Raw genomic sequence first — 18645 nt, 5'->3', positions numbered from 1 at the left:
CAATCTTGAGATTTAAACACATTCCATAGAAACTTCATTAAACATGTGACTTCGCTCACTGGGATGAATCGTATAATATAGCTTCTGCCTAAGAAAGCAAAACATCCGCCCATGTCGCGTGGCAGATGTTGTCATCCATTGAATTATAATCGGAGCAAAGCCTGGGCTGTGTATTGGTCTGTTACCAAAATGTTGGCGTAATGACCTTTGAGCGCAGCATGAATCGCTTCTATTTTACGTTTGCCCCCGGCCACGAGAATCGATTTTTCCTTATTTCGCAGCTCGGCCAGATCAATTCCGACGGTTCTGTTGTTAATTTCTTCACTGATCAATCGGCCCTCGGCATCAAAAAAACGTGAACAAATGTCACCCGCACCTGAATGCATCAGCAATTGCTGTTCTTCTTCATTAAAGTACCCCAGTCTGAACAAAAGTGCATCTTCCTTCACTGTACCTACGGTAAACATGGCAATGTTCGCCTGTCGGCCAAGCTCCACGATCCGGCCAATATGTCGGTCTGCTTCCACCATTTTTTTGACTTCAATGTTGTCGAAGATCACGGGCAAAGGCAAATATCGTGGAACCGTATGGAAAGCTTCCGCAAATAAATGAACAATTTCTGCTGCATACGTATTCACATGGGAATGGCTTACGCCTCCCTTAAGTTGAACCACTTCTACGCCTTTGACCTGCTTGGGACGAAGCTGACGGGCTACGGCGTTCATCGTTGTCCCCCAGGTTACGCCAATAATGTCCGCATCCTGCACCGTATCCTGTAAGTAATCTGCTGCTCTTTTGCTAATATGCTTCAAAATTTCTTCATCACTCTTCAACGGGGCAAAACATACAAGCGCAGTATCCAAATTATATTTGGCCTTGAGCTCCCCTGAGATAATGTCGATATCCTCCAGCGGATCCATGATTTCAATGCGAACGTAACCGCGATCTTTCGCAAATTGAAGTAACCGAGATACCGTTGGACGTGACACGCCCAGCCTGACCGCAATATCCTGCTGGCTGTAATCCGACTGATAATACAATTTCGCTGCTTCAATGCTTAATCGTTGCTTCTCCAGATCCATTCCCATATGCGCTCATCTCACTCATTCCTATTATCGTTCGAATTCACCGTACACCATTGTATTATACATGATTGAGTACCAGGTCACTATCCAGGTATAAAACGTTACAAACGATGCATACTACATCGGTCGCTTATTAATGTCGGCCCTTTTTGACAAAAAAACATCATAGAGAGGAAGAACCGTTATGTCTACATTATTGTATATTACTGCCCATCCTCATGATCATGAAACATCCTTCAGCATGGCTGCAGGCAAAGCGTTTGTGGATGCATATCGTGAAAGCCACCCCTCAGATGAGATTATTCATCTGGATTTGTATCGCTCAGATATTCCTCATATTGATGCAGATGTGTTCAGTGGTTGGGGTAAGCTTCAATCCGGCAGCGAATTGACTTCTGGAGAACAGGCCAAGGTCCAACGATTGAATGAAATATCCGATCAATTTGCCGCGGCTGACAAATATGTTTTTGTAACTCCGATGTGGAACTTCTCTTTTCCTCCAATTATGAAAGCTTACATCGACTCTATCTGCGTGGCTGGTAAAACGTTCCGTTATACGGAACAGGGCCCGGTCGGACTGCTGTCCAACAAAAAAGCGTTGCATATTCAGGCCCGTGGCGGCATTTATTCCGAAGGACCTGCTGCCCAAATGGAATCCGGACATCGGTATTTGAGCATTATTATGTCTTTCCTGGGTGTTCCGAAGCTTGAAGGCATATTTGTGGAAGGACATAACCAGTACAAGGAACGGGCAGACGAGATCAAACGGCAAGCCATAGAAGAGGCACGTACACTCGCCAAACAGTTTTAATCTTCATTACAAAAATACAGCAACAACACAAAACCCGCATGACAACCCCTGAATTATTAATTCCATAGGGCGGCATGCGGGTTTTATTTTTTTATGTTAAACAATAGAGCTTTATTGATGTCCAGCGCTGGCACGGCTCATCGTTTCAAGTTTACGAGTAATGGCATGGCGGTCTACTTTCAGTCCCCAAATGGCTTCAATAATCTGTTCTTTTTCTTCGGGACCATCGGCATTTTTCAGTTGCAGTAACAGATCGTGCATCTGTTCGTTAATATCTTCAAATTGACTCCAAAGATCCTGTCTGACCTCGGTTGAATCCAGATGACGATTAGCATCCACTTCTTCTTGCAGTGCTTGCAGAATGGCCTCTTTCCACTCCACATCACCCAGCTGTTTCGCTATGTTCAGGAGATCCAGATAATCGTCAACAAGAAGTGAGTTCAATTCAGCATGTGTTTTCATCGTTTATTGCATCCCCTTTGCATCTATTTACCCAGTATTATACTCGGTATTTCGGGATATGCAAGACTTGTCGAAAAAAGTTAGTTATTTTATCAGGGACTATTAGATGATTATGGGCCAAAATGAGTGCTTTATTAACAAACTTTTGATCTATGTTTCATTTTGTTAAAAATTAAGCTTGCTATGTTCCTGTACCCTTTCTACAAGCAACCGACACAGAATAAAGCCGATTACCACATACACACCAATCATGCCCACAATGCCAATCCAACCCAGATGGTTGTAAAGTAGTCCCCCTCCAGTTCCACTGACACTTGATCCCACGTAGTAGAAAAACAAATACAAGGCATTGGCCTGGGATTTGTGCTGATCCGCCACGAGACCAACCCAGCTGCTTGCGATGGAATGTCCGCCAAAGAAACCAAAGGCAAACAGGGCAAGTCCAATGATTTTGACCCACAGCTCATGGTGAATGGTACAAACTGCACCGGCCAGTATAATACCCAGCGCGATTCCAAGGACATTGGATCTTCCATACCGATCTGCAAGCCTACCCATCCAGGTGCTGCTCAACGTACCCATAAGGTACACAACAAAAAGGCTGCCGACAACGGACTGGCTTAAATCGTAAGGTTCTCCTGTCAATTCAAATCCGATGTAGTTGAACAACGTCACGAAGCCCCCCATCAGAAGAAAGCCCAGTCCATATAGGCATAGTAGCCTTGGATTCCGACACTGTGACCACAAAAGCGGAATGATTTTTTTGAATCCAGGAGTCGCTTTGACAAAATGGCGGGATGGCGGGATAACAAGCCAGAAGATAACGGCCGCACATAGGCCAAGAATACCGATAAAACCAATTGCAGCACGCCAACTGAGCCAGTCAGTGATCACGCCGCTGATAAAACGACCAGCCATACCTCCAATCGAATTTCCGCTGATATAGAGGCCCATAGCATATCCTAGACTGCCAGGCTCAATCTCTTCGGAAAGATATGTCATAGCTGTCGCGGGCAGTCCGGCAAGTGCAATTCCCTGGAGAATGCGAAGCAGAAGCAGCTCGGTATATCCAGGGCTAAACGCGCTAATTATAGCAATAATAGATGAGACTATTAACGCTGCTGTCATAATAAAGCGTCTTCCCAATGAATCGGACAAGGAACCGATGAACAACATGGTCAGCGCCATGGCAATTGTTGTAACTGAGAGGGTAAGACTGGAATGTGCTGGCGAGATCGCAAATGCCTCGCTAATCTCAGGCATCAGGGGCTGGAGGGTGTATAGTAATCCAAAAGTCACAAAACCTCCGGCAAACAGCGCAAGGCTAATGTTACGAAACGTCTTAGTTCCCTGCTGAATCATGATACTCCAACTTTCTCGACAGGAATGCTCCATAATCGGCTGCTGACTGATCGCTTGGCTGAAGCCTTCCATTAATCATTATTTGATAAACAGTTTTCGCTCCATATGGGTCAAAAACTCATATCCATCCGCAGTTACAACAACCGTATCCTCAATCTGGAAGCCACCAGCGCCGAGCTCATAATAAGGTACCTCCACACACAGTACCATGCCGGGCTCCAGTATACGCTGGTCACCAGGAGAGAGGGTCATATCGTCGTACAGTTCCAAGCCAATGGCATGACCAACATGCTGACGTCGGTAATGCGGAATTCCCTCACGCTGCACGCGAGACACAGCCGCATGAAATACGTCGGAAGCCTTGACGCCAGGGCGCACGGTTTCAAGTGCCGTCTCCCATCCGCTTTTCACAGCATTAAAATGCTTTGTCATCCAGGGAGTTGGCTCTCCTGCTACAACGGTACGTCCTGTATCTCCCCAGTATCCTTCCAACTGCAAGCACAGATCAAAGCGGATCTGATCTCCTGACTCGATGGTATGAAAATAATTTTCGATGAGCGGCAGCGCACTGCGCGGACCCGCCCCTACCGCAGTCATTGCAGGTGTCCCGCCTGCTCTCATCACAGCCAGCCGATAATGGTCGGCAAGCTGCTTCTCATGAACACCGGCTGCGATCAGATCAATCAGCTCTTGCTCAATTCTCTCATTTACTTGGGCAGCCTGTCGGAGCTGCTCAATCTCGAAAGGTGTCTTAACCAAGCGGATTTGACGAAATAGCTTGTACGCGTGAACAACCGCTCCTTGAGGAGCATCCTCCTTGACCCGTGCCAAAAGTTCAGGAGCAATTCGCATCTCATCGATTCCAATCGGTTGATTCTCGATGTCGAGCTGTTTCAGTGCAGCCTTAAGCGCTTCTATAGGCCCCGGATGAATGACTGTCGTTTGTAGCAGAGAGTAGAACAGATCAATATCATCCGTAGAAGGTTTGCCTTCGATCGTACCTTCCACGAAGAAGTCACTGTAGGCAAATATATCTACTCCCGTGATACCAAATTGAGCCACAACGCCCAAACGATTCGTCGGAATGACGATGCATGGTCGAGCGGATCGATCGGCAGGCAGAATGGCGTAAATCTGCATTGTCCAATTGCTTGCGCGTAGCTGGGAGCCGATGACATAGTGAATATTTTCCGGAGTTGTTGCGATCAGGGCACTAAGCCCCTGGGCTTTCATCACGTCTTCCGCCCGGTCCCGGTTTAGACCCGAGCTATGGGATATATGATGTGAATTGTTCATAATCCAGACCTCCTTTTGTTTTTCCTGCCCCCAAACAAACTCTCAAGTCCGGGTACTGAGCGCAATACCAGCTTGATGATCATGAACAAGGCCAGTGCAAAAGCGATAAGTACGACAGATACAACCGCGATCGTTGGGTCCTGCCACTTCTCCATGTACAGGAACAGTTGTATTGGCAAGGTGTAGCTGTCCTGACGAAGCAGCAGTAATGCAGCCTCTACCTGGTCAAAAGTGAAGACAAATGCGATTGACCCTGAAAGGAGCAGAGATAGCCTAAGCTGTGGCAATGTGATTGTAAAAAAGATACGCAGTGGACCTGCTCCAAGGTCTGCAGCCGCCTCTCGGTGTGCGGGCTGCAGGTTGGCCAATGCACTGCCTACAAGCGTTAGCACGAATGGAAGCACGATGACCGCTTCACCCAAAATAAGAGCTAACAATCCACCTGCAATATGCATTTTGGAGAACAAAATTAGGTACGCAATACCGAGCGTGATTTTTGGCATAACCATTGGGGATACAAAAAAGGCTCTCAAGATGCCAGCACCCGGGAAAGGGTAATGCACGATAGCCAGCGCCACAAGTGTTCCGGTAATCAGCGCCAGCAGTACCGCTCCTGTGGAGGCGATCAAACTGTTCTTGAATGCAACCAGAAATTGAGTCTGCTCTCCCAGATTCGCATACCACTTCAGGGTAAGACCTTCCGGCGGGAATGTACTGGCCGATCCGGAACCTACCGATGTCAATAGGATCATAAGCAATGGTAATAGTAGGTAAACCGCCACGGCCCCTGCAAATATATAGAGCAGCAGCTTGGTGAACCTGTTCGATTTAACCATAAGCCTGCCCTCCCTTCCGGGAACGACGGAACATCATCATTTCCGCTCCTTTATTGACCAAAAGTGAAACGATGATGGAAGAAACGAGCAAGAATATACTTGCTACCGCAGCCATCGGCCAGTTGGTATCCAGTGTTCGCTGGTAAATAAATACCGGGAGTGTCATGACTCTGCCTCCACCAATCAGTTGAGGCGTTGTAAAGGCCGTGAGGCATAGCGTGAATACAATTTGGACCCCGCTAGCAATACCTCTCGCTGATAAAGGCAGGGTAATCGTCAGGAATGTCCGCCAGCTTCCTGCTCCCAGATCCTGAGCAGCCGCTTTCAGCGAAGCGTCACTTTGTGACAATACATTCAGGATCGGAAAGACCATGAATGGCAGAAAAATATGAACAAGTGCGACTATTACACCAGTCTCGTTATTTATCATACTGAAGCCTTCATCCGTGATTCCAAGTCGTATGAATATCCAGTTCATGAAGCCCTGTTTGGATAGCAACAGCTGCCAACCATAAGATCGAACAACCGCGCTGACCAGCAGCGGAAGAAACGTAAGCAGCAGCAGCAATTGCTTCATGCCCGGTTTCTTCAGGCTGGCAATACAATAGGCTAGCGGGTATGCAAGCAGCAGGCTCCATAGTGTAACTTTGAAGGCAACGCGAAATGTGGTGCCTATCAGCTTCCAATAGTAAGGATCGGACAGAAAAGCCCGATAGGCATCCCACTCCCAGCCCCGGATGAGCTTGCCATTTTCATAGATATCAAAACTGTACCTGCCAAAAATAAGCAGACCACCTAGATACACGATGCCCATCAGGACGAGAGCAGGCAGCAGAAGCAGCAACTGGGTAATCCACCGACGGTTTTTGGATGAATACAGATTCACGATCCGATCCGCAATCCGATTCATATCCCTTCCTCCTGTACCCGATCATGCAGCAACGGTTCGGATAACAAGAGCGCGTCCTCCGGATCAAAGCCAATCCGAATCGGCTCCCCCGGGCTATAACGAGAGGCTCCCCGCTGGTGCAGTACACTGGCCTGAACCAGAAACCCCTCAGCAATCTGGATCGTGTAACGGATATTTGCCCCGCCGTATACTGCTTCTATGACACGACCATCCAGCTTGTTCAGGCAAGAGTTTGCATCCTCTCCAAGACGAATATATTCGTTGCGAATGGACAACGAGTGCTGGGCACCTACTAGGGCAACCGGGGTGCCCTCACTTGTCTTCACCAGCAGCGAATACCCGAAGCATTCAACCTGGATTCCATTCTCCTCCTGTCCAAGCACCGTTGTAGCCAGAAGGTTGGTATCGCCGATGAACTTGGCCACGAAGCTGTCTGCCGGTCTTTCATAGATTTCATCAGGTGTAGCATATTGCAGCAGCTTGCCAGCGCGCATGACACCGATCCGGTCTGACATATTCATGGCTTCATTCTGATCATGCGTTACAAAGATGAACGTACCGCCGAACTCTCGTTGTATGCGTTTCAGTTCGCGCTGCATATCCAGACGCAGCTGCATGTCCAGTGCGGAAAGTGGCTCATCGAGCAGCAAAACTTCGGGTCTGTTGATTAATGCGCGAGCAATGGCTACGCGTTGAGCCTGCCCCCCGGACAACTGGGAAACAGCTCGTCTGCCATAATCCCCGAGTTGTACCAGCTCTAACATTTCGTGTACCTGTCTCCTGATATCGGCTTTCGGTAACTTCTTCACCTTTAGCCCATAAGCGATGTTGTTGAATACGTCCATATGCGGGAATAGCGCAAGCTGTTGAAAAATCATGTTGCTGTTACGACCATAGGCCGGAATGCCGGTTACATCACGACCTCCCAGCAAAATGCTCCCCTGATCCGGTTGCTCAAGTCCGCCAAGCATCCGCAGAAGTGTTGTTTTGCCGCAGCCACTCGGACCTAACAGGGAAACGAATTCTCCCTTCTTCACCTGCAGTGATACATGGTTAACCGCGGCTCGCTCTCCGTAGGTCTTTGAGACTCCTCTTGTTTCAATGGAAACGGGTTCTTGTTCACTACTCATTTTTGTTTCCCTCCCGTCCATAACGGGTTCGAAATAGAACCCGTTATCGTGGTTTGTCTGAGACCATCATTTATTGAAGTTTGGTTTTGACGAGTCGGTCCCATAGTTCCTTCCAGGAAGAGCTGTTCTGAGCAAGAACATCCCAGTCCGGATTGATCCCGTTACTCTGTGTTTCCACGGAGAAGGAAAGATCGTCCTTGTACTTATCCGGAACGGCAGCAGTTGTGCTGGTTACCGGTGTACCTGTTGCTTCAGCGTATTGTGACAGCGCGTCTGCGCTCAGCAGCTCATTAATAATTTCGTTGGCTACACGTGTCTGCTCAGGTGTTGACCCCTTCACAACCTGAAGTGTGTACGGGAAAGAAATGGCTCCTTCGCTCGGATACGCTACAGCGAGTGGAGAACCGCCATCAATCCATGTCTGTGCAACCTGTGCACTGAAAGGAGCAATCAGAGCATCGCCCGACTCCAGGAGAGCCTTCAACTGGTCATTGGATGTAACCAATGTGCCGATCTGGTCACTGTGATCTGCCCAGAATTGGAATGCTGGCTCAGGATTCTCATACGATGCGCCAAGCTCCTGTCCTTTGACTGCAAGAAGTGGAGAAATATAGGAATAGAACATGTAGTCCCAGAGTGCGGTTTTGCCTTTGAATTCCTCGTTATCCCACAGATCGTTCCAACTTGTTGGTGGTGTTTTTACAAGGTCTTTGTTATAGACGAGAGCGAAGCTCGAAACTCCCCACACGACACCCTTATTGTCAGGCTTGTGGAACTGATCCGGGATATCCTTGATATTGGTCACGATGCTTGTATCCAGTGGCTCCCACATATCATCGTTCAAGCCTTTTGCCGTCGCATCTGCGTTAAAGTAACCAAAGTTGACAACCGGATTGTTGGGATCTGCCTGCTTGCCAGCGACCATTTTCGGATACATGACTGCGTTGGATGATTCCTCAAAGGTAACCTCGACGTTTGGATGCTCTTTGACGTAATTTGCAACCACTTCTTTTGGAACGACATCCTGATTGGAGCCAGCCCAGATAAACATGGTCAGTTTAACCTTGTCTCCGCTTCCTCCGTCGGACTCTCCTGCTGTATTGCTGGAGCTGCTTGCTCCACCGCATGCTGAAAGCACCAGTGTACCGGCCAGTGTCAGTGAGGCGAGGCTGAGAAAGCGTTTCTTGTTTGATTTAAACATGCAAAATTCCCCCCATCGATTTAGTTGGTTTTATGGATGTGACAAAATTAGATCGTTTTCCTTCATGTAACTGATCACTGCAAACCTATTTTCTGACGCAACCCTTCCATAATGCCGGATATCTCATGTGGTGCTACGGAAACGGCCGCTGTTTGCTTCTCTTCCACGACTCCCATAGTTTGACGCTTCAGGTAGTCTCTGAGTGCCAGCGGAACATTCAGCAGTGCCTGATTCAGCGATACCTGCATCTCGTCAGTCCATATGGCCTCGAACTGTTTCCTTGTCCAGCCATAATCGAATTCTTCCTGCTGTCGTTCCCACTTAGCCCGCAACTGTCTGGTCTCACTCTCGTTCAGGTTCCGGCCTTCTATGACTACACCATACAGTTCAAGAGCCTTTTCGGTAGATACCAGCCCTCTTCTAACATCCTCCAGAACCAGCAATGGATCCCGATCAAATGGATCACCATAACCACCTCCACCCTGTGAAAGAAACGTCACCGTCTCTCCGGGTTGGAGCAGCAACTCATCAATTCTTCCCAGATGATGTTCACTTGCACGTCCAGCGTTGAGAATCGCTTCCCCATGGGTACCTACACCTCCGCCAAGCCTACCCCACGGATGAAACTCCATACGCTCCATATTTCTGGCGGTCATTACGGTATCTGGTGTAAGAATTTTGACACACAGGTCGATTCCGCTTCCACCACGGAAGGTTCCAGCACCAGCAGAATCCGCACGAAGGCCATAATGCTCTATGAGCACAGGCATCTCGGATTCTACTGTTTCCGCAGGAATATTTCGAAGATGACCCACTGCAAAATCCATGCCATCAATGCCGTCTTTCATCGGTCTTGCTCCTGAACCGCCACATATCGGCTGGATCACACCAACCTTTTTCTTGCCATCTGATGCATCTGTCATCGCCATCATTACGATGCATGCCTGTCCGGCTCCTGCAGCGGGGACCTTGCTGGCCTGGGCTTTGCCAAGAGCACCTGTGATGACATCCATTAGCCGAATAAAGGTAGCTGCTCGTGCGCCAACCGCTGCCATCGGCTCCGGGTTGAGAACTGAAGCCGGTGGTGCGTAATTTCGAACCATGCGAATCATGCCCGAATTCCATGGAATCGTTGGATCGAGCGTACGGAAATAACGAATGAGTGCGGGAACCAACATGTAATGCCCCTGTTGATTGTGGGTAGGAATATTGAACGAAGCTCTGACCTGAGGGTCGGTTCCGCTAAAGTCCAGATGAATATCACTGCCCGCAATTGTCATTTTGCAGCGCAATCGGATGGGATAACCGCCAGGGCCTTTCTCAAGATAGTCCCAGAACTCATACGAACCATCCGGGATCTCCTGTACGATGGCGCGTGCCTTCAACTCAGCGTATTCCAGCAAATGCTCAATACCCTGCTGAATTCGCTCTACACCGTAGCGGCCGATAAGCTCTTCTAGTCGCTGCTCCCCCCGATTCAAGGCTGCCATCAGTGCCTTGAGATCACCGAGGTTTTGCTCCGGAATGCGGCTATTGTCCAGAAACATACGAAGTATTTGCTCATTAAGCACGCCTGCTTCATACAGCTTGACTGGAGCAATTCGAATGCCTTCCATATGAATATCGTAGGCGCTAGGAGATACGCTCCCCGGTACCTTACCACCTACATCGGAGGAATGAACGAAGCACATGCCGTATGCGACGATTTTCCCTTTGTGAAAATAGGGCTTGATCAGATGAACATCCGGTAGATGTGTCACCATGCCTTTGGTGGAATAAGGATCATTGCAGATGACCAGATCCCCTTCCTTCCAGTCTGTAATGCTGTTTATGGTCGCCGCTGCGGGGATGCCAAGGGACAGATTGTAACCCGTCTCCAATGGCGACCCAAACGTTTCCCCGGATGGTGACAAGAGGTAGGTTCCAAAATCGCCCGTTTCTTTAACAAAAGCGGTGAATCCCGTGCGCAGCACGACATTGGCCATTTCCTCCACCGCAGCTTGAATCCGGTTGTTGAAAATTTCAAGAAAAACCTTGTCGCCAATCATTGCTCCATCTCCCCAATCACATTCCCGTAACCATCCCGATATACCGTAAAGCCAGGCGGGATGAAAATGGTTGTATCATATTCCTCCACAATTATGGGCCCGTGAATGGGCATATCCAGTGGGATCTGTCCCCTCTTTAGAACTTTTGCTGTTCGCTGTTCTTGGTCAAAAGTGATAATCCGTTCTTCTGCTTCACTCTCATCGAAAGGCAACTCTGCCGGAGATGCTGTGCTTTGGGTGGGCAGAATGCCAACAATGGTCGCTCTCAGACTGACGAACATCACATCAGCTTCCGGCTGGCTGATGCCAAACACATTTTGGTAGTACATATCGAAATTGTTCCTTGCTTTCTCAGGATCGGCGATTTCTTCGGATGTGAGCGCAACCTCCAAATCAAAGGCCTGACCTTCATAACGCATGTCAGCGCTATATAAGCAATAGATATGTTCCAGTTTCACTCCGCCGCGTGCTTCCTCCTCAACCCAACTACGCCCCTGATCCTCCAGTCTGGTGTATAGATTCGATAACTCGCCAGGCTCAAGCGTCTGACTGCTTTTGTGCAAGGTATGAACGAAATCATTGCGAAGGTTGGCAACCGTACAGCCCATGGCACAAAGTGTTCCTGGAGATGGTGGGATCAGCACTCGGCGAATGCCCACTTCACGCGCCATGAGAAAAGCATGCATCGGCCCAGCTCCACCATAGGCGAGCAGCGTAAAGTCACGGGGATCAACACCCTTGCGTGCCATGAGCGGCGAGAACTGGGCATACATATTGGCGGTGGCCACATCAAGAATGGCCTGTGCAGTTTGCGTGGGACTTAGTCCAAGTCGTTCGCCAAGATTGCCAAGAGCACGTTCTGCAAGCTCGGGGTAGAGACGCATCTGTCCGCCAAGGAATCGATCAGCCTGCAAAATGCCCATTTGCAAATAAGCGTCCGTTGTTGTTGGCTCTTCTCCCCCACGATGATAGGAGGCTGGACCCGGATTGGCTCCTGCGCTTTGTGGTCCTACCTTGAGTACACCTACGGAATCGAGCCAGGCAATGGAGCCCCCACCCGCTCCAATCGCGGTTACATCCACAGCGGGAATGATGACTGGAAAATCCCCAACCTTATTCTCGGTAGAATAGGCAGGCTCTTTATCGATGAGGGCAACATCAACGCTTGTCCCGCCCATGTCGAACGTGATGACTTGATGAATGCCGGCCTGCTCGGCAATATGGGTTGCGGCGATTACGCCGGAAGCAGGTCCGGACAGAAGAGTACGTACAGGCTCTTTGGCCGCTCTGGCCGCCGTCATGATTCCACCATTGGACATCGTGGACAGCAAATTGGCTTTCAGACCGTAAGCGCCAATTCCTTCTTGCAGACGAAGAAAGTATGATCCCATACGTTCCCCGACATATGCATTCATGGCCGTGGCGAGTGTGCGTTCGAATTCACGCTGCTGCGGCCAAATGGCACTGCTTCTGCAGAGAAACAGGTGCGGATGACGTTCCCTGATTAACTCTTCCGCGAGTTGCTCATGATCAGGATTGACATAAGCGTGCAAGAAACTGATCGCCAAGGCTGTAACCCCCTCTTCCACCAGCTCGTCTACTGCTTGAAGAAGTTGCTCCTGATCCAGTGGTTGAAGTATGCTGCCGCTCGCAAGCGCTCGCTCATCCACTTCCTTAACGAGATGTCTCGGAACAAGCGCATCGGTCTTGTCACCATACAGATTGGTAGTATCCTCGAGTCGCAGCCTTCGAATCTCGAGAATATCCCGGAAACCTTTGGTGACCAACAGACCTGTAACTGCGCCGTTACGCTCAATTAGGGTGTTAACACCAAGCGTTGTTCCGTGTACAAACAAATCGATCTCATGAAGATCGATTCCGCTTTCCTTGAGCTGATCAAGTGCATTAAAGATCGCCTGTTCCGGAGCTGCTGCAATCGATGGCGTCTTTAGTGCCGCAATCACCCTGCCATGATTGTCCATAATCAGGGCATCCGTGAATGTGCCTCCGATATCTATCCCCAATCGATACATTGTTCTCACAAGCTCAACTCCTTTATCACCGGGTCTCATCCGAAGTTATATTAAGGTTCTGCATGGCAAAATATCGTTTGACATCCTCAATCATCTGGTTAATATGATTCACCATGGCCGCTTCAGCCTGTTCCGGGGAGCCCGCTGCTACAGCCTCCAGAATCCGCTGATGGTCCACAACCAGTTCGCTTCCTACTCTTTGCCTAATATAAGCTGTTTCCAGGAAATCACGGCTTGTCTCCCAGACCAGTTCAACGGCATGCAGCAAAATCTGGTTTTGAGCCGCATAAGCCAACAGCCTGTGAAATTCCCGGTCCTCCTCATAAGGAATAATATTCTGGGAAAGCAATTGATGCTGGGTAGCAATGGAGGCTTCCAGCAGCACTATGTATTCTTTTGAGGCTCTTTGTGCTGCCAGGGAAGCAATCTCCCGTTCCAGAGCCCTTCTGGCTACAAGGACATCGAGCAGAGCCTTTTCACCGGAATGGTTCAGCATCTGAATGAGCTGGGAATTCACACTCTTTTGCTGTAAATCCTTCTCCAGAATCTTGATTTGCTCCAGCCCCTGTTCGGTCAGAATCCTTCCCTTCCGTCCCTCCAGTATCGTGAAACCTTCAACGTCCATCTCCATAAGTCTTCTTCCGATTGTAGCCTGACTTAGACCGTACGTTTTGCCCAGGGTATGAACCAACGTGCTGGCCCCGATGGGAGCGCTCGCGTCCCGAAGCTGCTTCAGCAGTTCGTATTCCAACTCCAATTCGTTTAGTTCAGGACCCACTAAATTCACTCCTCATATATAAATATTTGTATTTCTTTTATTGTTACTCACTGATGATTAACGACAGTATACCTTCAATTGTCAATATTTTCAATAATTCTTACCCAATTACTATGTATTTTTTTTCGACCATGTACTACCCGTTTGATCCAAAATAAAAAAAGAGCAATTCACATCCTGTATTCCAGATTTTTCTGGAGGACGTAATCTGCTCTTATTGAGATAACCTTCTATATACTTCGTTTAATTATAAATATTCAATTATGACTTGAGTTGTTGCAGCAGCTGTACGCGGTAGGCTTCACTTTCAAGAGATTGGATCTCTTTGTATTCTTCCGCAGTAAGCACTTTTGGCTCCCCTGCTGCCTTGGCGATCATGTACACCTTGGCGCTTTCCTCCACCACCTGGGTGCGGTAGTAGGCTTCGCGCAGGTTTTTACCTGTCGTGACCAATCCGTGGTTAACCAGAATAAGCGCTGTGTGATCTTCAACCTTGGCAGCCACCGCATCAGCAAGAAGTTTGGTCGTGGGCAGAACATAAGGAACAAAGCCAATATCTCCCACCAGTGCAGACTGATCAGGGAACAAATGAGGCAATTCATCGAAAACAAGACTCAGAGCGATGGTGTATGCCGGATGTGTATGCACAATGGCTTGAATATCAGGATTGACCCGATAGCTATACAGATGCATCAACACCTCGGAGGAAGGGCGTGTCGATCCGGCACGTGTCTCTCCTGTCGCAATATCAATCGCGATCCATTCGTCAGGCTCCAGATCCTCTAGTGCGTAACCACTCGGCGAAAGCAGCATCGTTCCTTCGGAACGAGCGCTCAGATTGCCCCCTGGTCCTACCACCAGCCCCTGAGCAACCGCTCTGCGGGCATATTTGGTCAATTCTTCCCTTACCTGTTGTTCAGACATGTTCTGCTCCACTCCTTTGACTTTTCTTTTTGAGCATTTTACCAAATGCTCATCTAATTGGATTTGCTCGCCAATGTTTGATTCAGATTTTGGTATCTTACGTAGGCTTCCTGCCACCTTGCGGTGTCTTCTGGCTCATAGGTTTCGGGAGAAAAGGAAGAAGCCATAACTTCTCTCACCTCGGACAAGCTGCTCACTTCGCCATGTGCCAGGAATTGCAGCATGCAATTTCCGGCTGAAGTTGCCTCGGCAGGACCCGCTATCACCGGAATTCCTGCTGCATTCGCTGTAAATTGACACAATAAGCGATTATGCACACCGCCACCGACCATATGAATCACTCGTGGCCGGGTGCCTGTAATTAGCTCCAGTTCATCCAGAGTCTGTCTGAACTCCAGTGCCAAACTTTCGAGAATACAACGCACAATGGCTCCGGTCGTTTCGGGTATTGCTTGCCCGCTGGCACTGCACTGCTGCCGGATTCGCTCTGGCATGTCGCCTGGTGCCAAATACACTCCATCACCAGGCGATACAAAACTTTGATGAGCGGTTGCCGAAGCAGCGAGCTGGACCAGCTCCTCATGGGTAAAACGTTGATTCTCCCGTTCCCACTGCCGTTTGCATTCCTGCAATAACCACAGGCCTGAGCGATTCTTCAAGGTTCGCACTTTGCCATTTACCGTGCCCTCATTGGTGAATCCCAGTTGCCGGCTATGATGATCCAATACAGGATTGTCGCGTTCCACGCCCATGAGTGACCAGGTGCCACAGCTGATAAAGGCAAATTCCGAATCTGTTGCAGGAATGGCTGCCAATGCAGATGCTGTATCATGTGAACCTACCGATATCACTTTCATTGGTTCAATCTTCAGCTCTGCGCACAAGTCATCCGTTAACTGCCCCAGCACCGTGCCTGGCTGTACGAGAGGTGGGAATAACGTATCCGGAATACCCAGTCGGCCCATCAATTGTTCATTCCAACGGGCATCTCCGGCATGCAATAGTCCGCTTGTACTTGCAATTGTGTACTCGCTGGCCTGCTGACCAGATAGATAATAGTTAAATAAATCCGGCATTAATAACATGCGCACATCTGGCCGCAGAACTTCCGAGTGCTCGCGCACACTTCCAAGCAGTTGAAATACCGTATTGATCTGTTGTGGCAGGACGCCGGACATGGAATATAACTCTTCTTCATTCACCATGCGCAGGGCTTCTTCCATCCACTTCGCATTACGCGATTCCCGGTAATGGCGTGGGTTGAAACATAATCTTCCCTCCCTGTCCACTAATCCATAGTCGACTCCCCATGTATCCACAGCGATGGAACGGACCGGTTGGGAGATGCCTTGCATGCCTTTTACAATCCCTTGTTTCAGTTCGTGGAAAAGTCGCAGGAAATCCCAGTACAATCCATCTCCCAGGTGTACAGGATCGTTACTGAATCGATGCACTTCCACTAAAGAAAGCTTGCTCCCGTCAAAAGTCCCACGAACCACTCGGCCGCTTCCGGCGCCGTAATCGGCAGCAAGCACATGCGTTGCTTGAGTTCCCATCTCTCATGCCTCCTTCGCTTCCGCGACAAGCCGTTTGGATGTTAACGATATAACGGTCCAAAGACGCTGCATGCCCGGTAATCGGCACTTTCCGGTTCACTTGTGCCGAACAGTCCCCAGGCACGTGGACGGAAAATCTCGGATTCCGGTACATTATGCATACTCACCGGGATACGAAGCATGGAGGCCAGTGTCAGGAGATCTGCTCCGATATGTCCATAAGAGATGGAGCCATGGTTCGCGCCCCATTGATTCATTACTTCATAAACCGAAGTAAAAGCTCCTGAGCCCGTCAGAACAGGTGCAAACCAGGTGGATGGCCAAGTCGGATCTGTCCGCTGATCCAGCGTATCATGCACATCCTCAGGCAGATCGACCGTGTAACCTTGAGCCACTTGCAGTACCGGACCAAGTCCTTTCACCAAATTGAGACGCGTCATCGTAACAGGCATACCGCCCTTTGTCAGGAAATCAGCCGAATAGCCGCCGCCCCGGAAATATTCTACAGATGCCGGACGCCACGAAGTGGCTTTCAGGCAGTCCTGAACTTCTTCGTCTGTAATTTCCCAGAAAGGCTTGAGCACAGGCTCACCCGCTCTTGATTGTTGCCCTGTACCGTCCAATGCCGCAGAACCGGAGTTGATCAGATGCAGAATACCGTCCTTTGCCTTTCCTTCCAACTGGTGCCCTGTCACGCGTTTTACCGAATCCGGGCTCCAATAGGTGCGTACATCTGCGAAGATTTGCGCGGTATGGGTAAGCAGGGAACCAAATAACATCGACACACCATTCAGGCTGTCGTTCTCTGTTGCCACCAGATAAGGGGAGCGTTTGCCATTCCAGTCAAAGGAAGAATTCAGGATGGACTCCAGAAAATCACCGTTGGGTGAATGATCCGTCCACTGTCGTTGTCCCTGAAACCCGGATACAATTGCGTGGTGGCCCATGGATTCTTCAGTGAATCCCAGCTCCGTCAGCTTCGGATTGCCAGCCATCAGGTCACGTACGATCTGCGTCATTTTCACAACCGTTTCCCATTCATACTCTTTACGTTTGCGATCTGTTTGCAGATGGGCAGGATTGTTGTCAGGTCCTTCACTACAGTTCTCCTTCACCCAAGCCAGTGCCAGCTTATACTCCTCAGGATCGTAGATTTCTTCTTCTATACGACGAGTAAGTTCACTCATATCCACATATTCGTTCCGCATGCCCAGATACTCCTGGAAAAAGGAATCGTTCACGATGGAGCCGGCAATACCCATGGATACCGAGCCGATGGACAGATAAGCACGTCCCTTCATGGTTGCAGCGGCAAGACCCGCACGGCTGAAGCGCAGCAATTTCTCACGAACGTCATCAGGAATCGTCGTATCTCCTCCGTCCTGAACATCCTCGCCATAGATACCAAAAGCCGGAATTCCCTTCTGTGCATGGGCAGAGAGTACTGCTGCCAGATATACTGCGCCCGGACGTTCGGTTCCGTTAAAGCCCCAGATCGCCGTAGGAATGGAAGCAGACATATCCATCGTTTCTGTTCCATAACACCAGCAAGGTGTAACGGTAATGGTCACGCCCACGTTGGAGCGACTGAATAGTTCCGCTGCAGCCGCTGCCTCGTTCACGCCGCCAATACAGGATTCGGCAACGACGCATTCTACCGGTGATCCATCGGGATACCGAAGTTCTGCTGCGAGCAGTTCGGCAACGGAAGTTGCCATGCGCATCGTCTGCTCTTCCAAGGATTCACGAACACCCTTGCGTCTGCCGTCAATTGTGGGACGAATACCAATCTTGGGAAATGCCTGTTTATAACGATAGTCCTGATGTGTCATACGAAAACGTCCTCCTTCAATGGTTTCATAGAATAGGTACGAATTACTTGTGACTTGTCTGTTTGTAGTTTGATGGGGCCAATTAAGATTCTGTTCCTTCTCTTCACCGATACCCGAGGTAATACACCACGATTGCATGTCAACGGTCAGTTGTTTTCTTATTATGAATGCGTTTACAAATACTTGATTAAATAAACCGCTCTATATTATTGACTCCGTTCTGCTGTCCTGTGATGGAGTATGAAGGAAGCGATATGAGCAAAAATGAAGAACGGTTAGACTGAAATACATCAATTTTTTTATAATTAGGGTTATCGGTAACCCTAAGATAGCATGAGCCTATGTTGCTGTCAATCGGCATTATCCTATAGAATGGAAAGA

At 49.1% G+C, this 18645-nt stretch carries 15 protein-coding genes; 1 reads left to right on the top strand and 14 read right to left on the bottom strand.

Annotated features, from left to right (window positions below; genetic code table 11):
* Positions 1-143: 143 nt before the first annotated feature.
* Positions 144-1082 (bottom strand): sugar-binding transcriptional regulator, encoded by a 939-nt coding sequence (locus tag MKY42_RS16385; protein WP_339852934.1) that lies wholly within the window; start codon positions 1080-1082, stop codon positions 144-146.
* Positions 1083-1269: 187 nt separating this feature from the next.
* Here MKY42_RS16385 and MKY42_RS16380 point away from each other — a divergent pair, with 187 nt between their 5' ends.
* On the top strand, positions 1270-1896 hold the full coding sequence (locus MKY42_RS16380; RefSeq protein ID WP_090898265.1) for an FMN-dependent NADH-azoreductase: 627 nt from the start codon (positions 1270-1272) through the stop codon (positions 1894-1896).
* Positions 1897-2007: 111 nt separating this feature from the next.
* On the opposite strand, the gene MKY42_RS16375 is transcribed toward MKY42_RS16380, so the two are convergent.
* The 13 genes from MKY42_RS16375 to MKY42_RS16315 all read right to left on the bottom strand — a co-directional run bounded on the left by MKY42_RS16375 (position 2008) and on the right by MKY42_RS16315 (position 18264).
* A complete protein-coding gene (locus MKY42_RS16375; RefSeq protein ID WP_090898262.1) occupies positions 2008-2358 on the bottom strand; it encodes a hypothetical protein in 351 nt (116 codons plus the stop codon).
* 165 nt (positions 2359-2523) lie between these two features.
* Positions 2524-3792, bottom strand: a complete 1269-nt coding sequence (locus MKY42_RS16370) for an MFS transporter (RefSeq protein ID WP_339852617.1) — start codon at positions 3790-3792, stop codon at positions 2524-2526.
* A gap of 6 nt (positions 3793-3798) precedes the next feature.
* Entirely contained in the window at positions 3799-5016 is a 1218-nt protein-coding gene (locus MKY42_RS16365; RefSeq protein WP_090898259.1) for a Xaa-Pro peptidase family protein, read from the bottom strand.
* Positions 5013-5852 (bottom strand): ABC transporter permease subunit, encoded by an 840-nt coding sequence (locus MKY42_RS16360; RefSeq protein WP_090898256.1) that lies wholly within the window; start codon positions 5850-5852, stop codon positions 5013-5015. The genes MKY42_RS16365 and MKY42_RS16360 overlap by 4 nt, the downstream gene beginning before the upstream one ends.
* Positions 5845-6762, bottom strand: coding sequence for an ABC transporter permease (locus MKY42_RS16355; protein WP_179264811.1), 918 nt, complete (start codon positions 6760-6762; stop codon positions 5845-5847). Before MKY42_RS16355 ends, MKY42_RS16360 begins: the two co-directional genes overlap by 8 nt.
* The gene (locus MKY42_RS16350) at positions 6759-7892 is read right to left on the bottom strand and encodes an ABC transporter ATP-binding protein (protein ID WP_179264812.1); all 1134 of its coding nucleotides are present in this window, start codon (positions 7890-7892) and stop codon (positions 6759-6761) included. The genes MKY42_RS16355 and MKY42_RS16350 overlap by 4 nt, the downstream gene beginning before the upstream one ends.
* A 70-nt stretch (positions 7893-7962) precedes the next feature.
* Positions 7963-9093, bottom strand: a complete 1131-nt coding sequence (locus MKY42_RS16345; RefSeq protein WP_090898247.1) for an extracellular solute-binding protein — start codon at positions 9091-9093, stop codon at positions 7963-7965.
* A gap of 74 nt (positions 9094-9167) precedes the next feature.
* Positions 9168-11141, bottom strand: a complete 1974-nt coding sequence (locus tag MKY42_RS16340) for a hydantoinase B/oxoprolinase family protein (protein ID WP_179264813.1) — start codon at positions 11139-11141, stop codon at positions 9168-9170.
* On the bottom strand, positions 11138-13174 hold the full coding sequence (locus tag MKY42_RS16335) for a hydantoinase/oxoprolinase family protein (protein WP_257032053.1): 2037 nt from the start codon (positions 13172-13174) through the stop codon (positions 11138-11140). Before MKY42_RS16335 ends, MKY42_RS16340 begins: the two co-directional genes overlap by 4 nt.
* A gap of 25 nt (positions 13175-13199) precedes the next feature.
* The gene (locus tag MKY42_RS16330; protein ID WP_090898238.1) at positions 13200-13952 is read right to left on the bottom strand and encodes an FCD domain-containing protein; all 753 of its coding nucleotides are present in this window, start codon (positions 13950-13952) and stop codon (positions 13200-13202) included.
* A 261-nt stretch (positions 13953-14213) separates the two neighbouring features.
* A complete protein-coding gene (locus MKY42_RS16325) occupies positions 14214-14876 on the bottom strand; it encodes a class II aldolase/adducin family protein (RefSeq protein ID WP_090898235.1) in 663 nt (220 codons plus the stop codon).
* Between the two features lie 53 nt (positions 14877-14929).
* Positions 14930-16432 carry a rhamnulokinase family protein gene (locus MKY42_RS16320; protein WP_090898231.1) on the bottom strand — a complete coding sequence of 501 codons (1503 nt, stop codon included), beginning with the start codon at positions 16430-16432 and terminating at the stop codon, positions 14930-14932.
* Between the two features lie 41 nt (positions 16433-16473).
* Positions 16474-18264 carry an L-fucose isomerase gene (locus MKY42_RS16315; protein ID WP_339852612.1) on the bottom strand — a complete coding sequence of 597 codons (1791 nt, stop codon included), beginning with the start codon at positions 18262-18264 and terminating at the stop codon, positions 16474-16476.
* Positions 18265-18645: the final 381 nt, after the last annotated feature.

The sequence above is a fragment of the Paenibacillus sp. FSL W7-1088 genome (assembly GCF_037969855.1).
Lineage (GTDB): Bacteria > Bacillota > Bacilli > Paenibacillales > Paenibacillaceae > Paenibacillus.
Note: the sequence above shows the minus strand (reverse complement) of the source record. Positions and strands in the feature narration are given on the sequence as shown.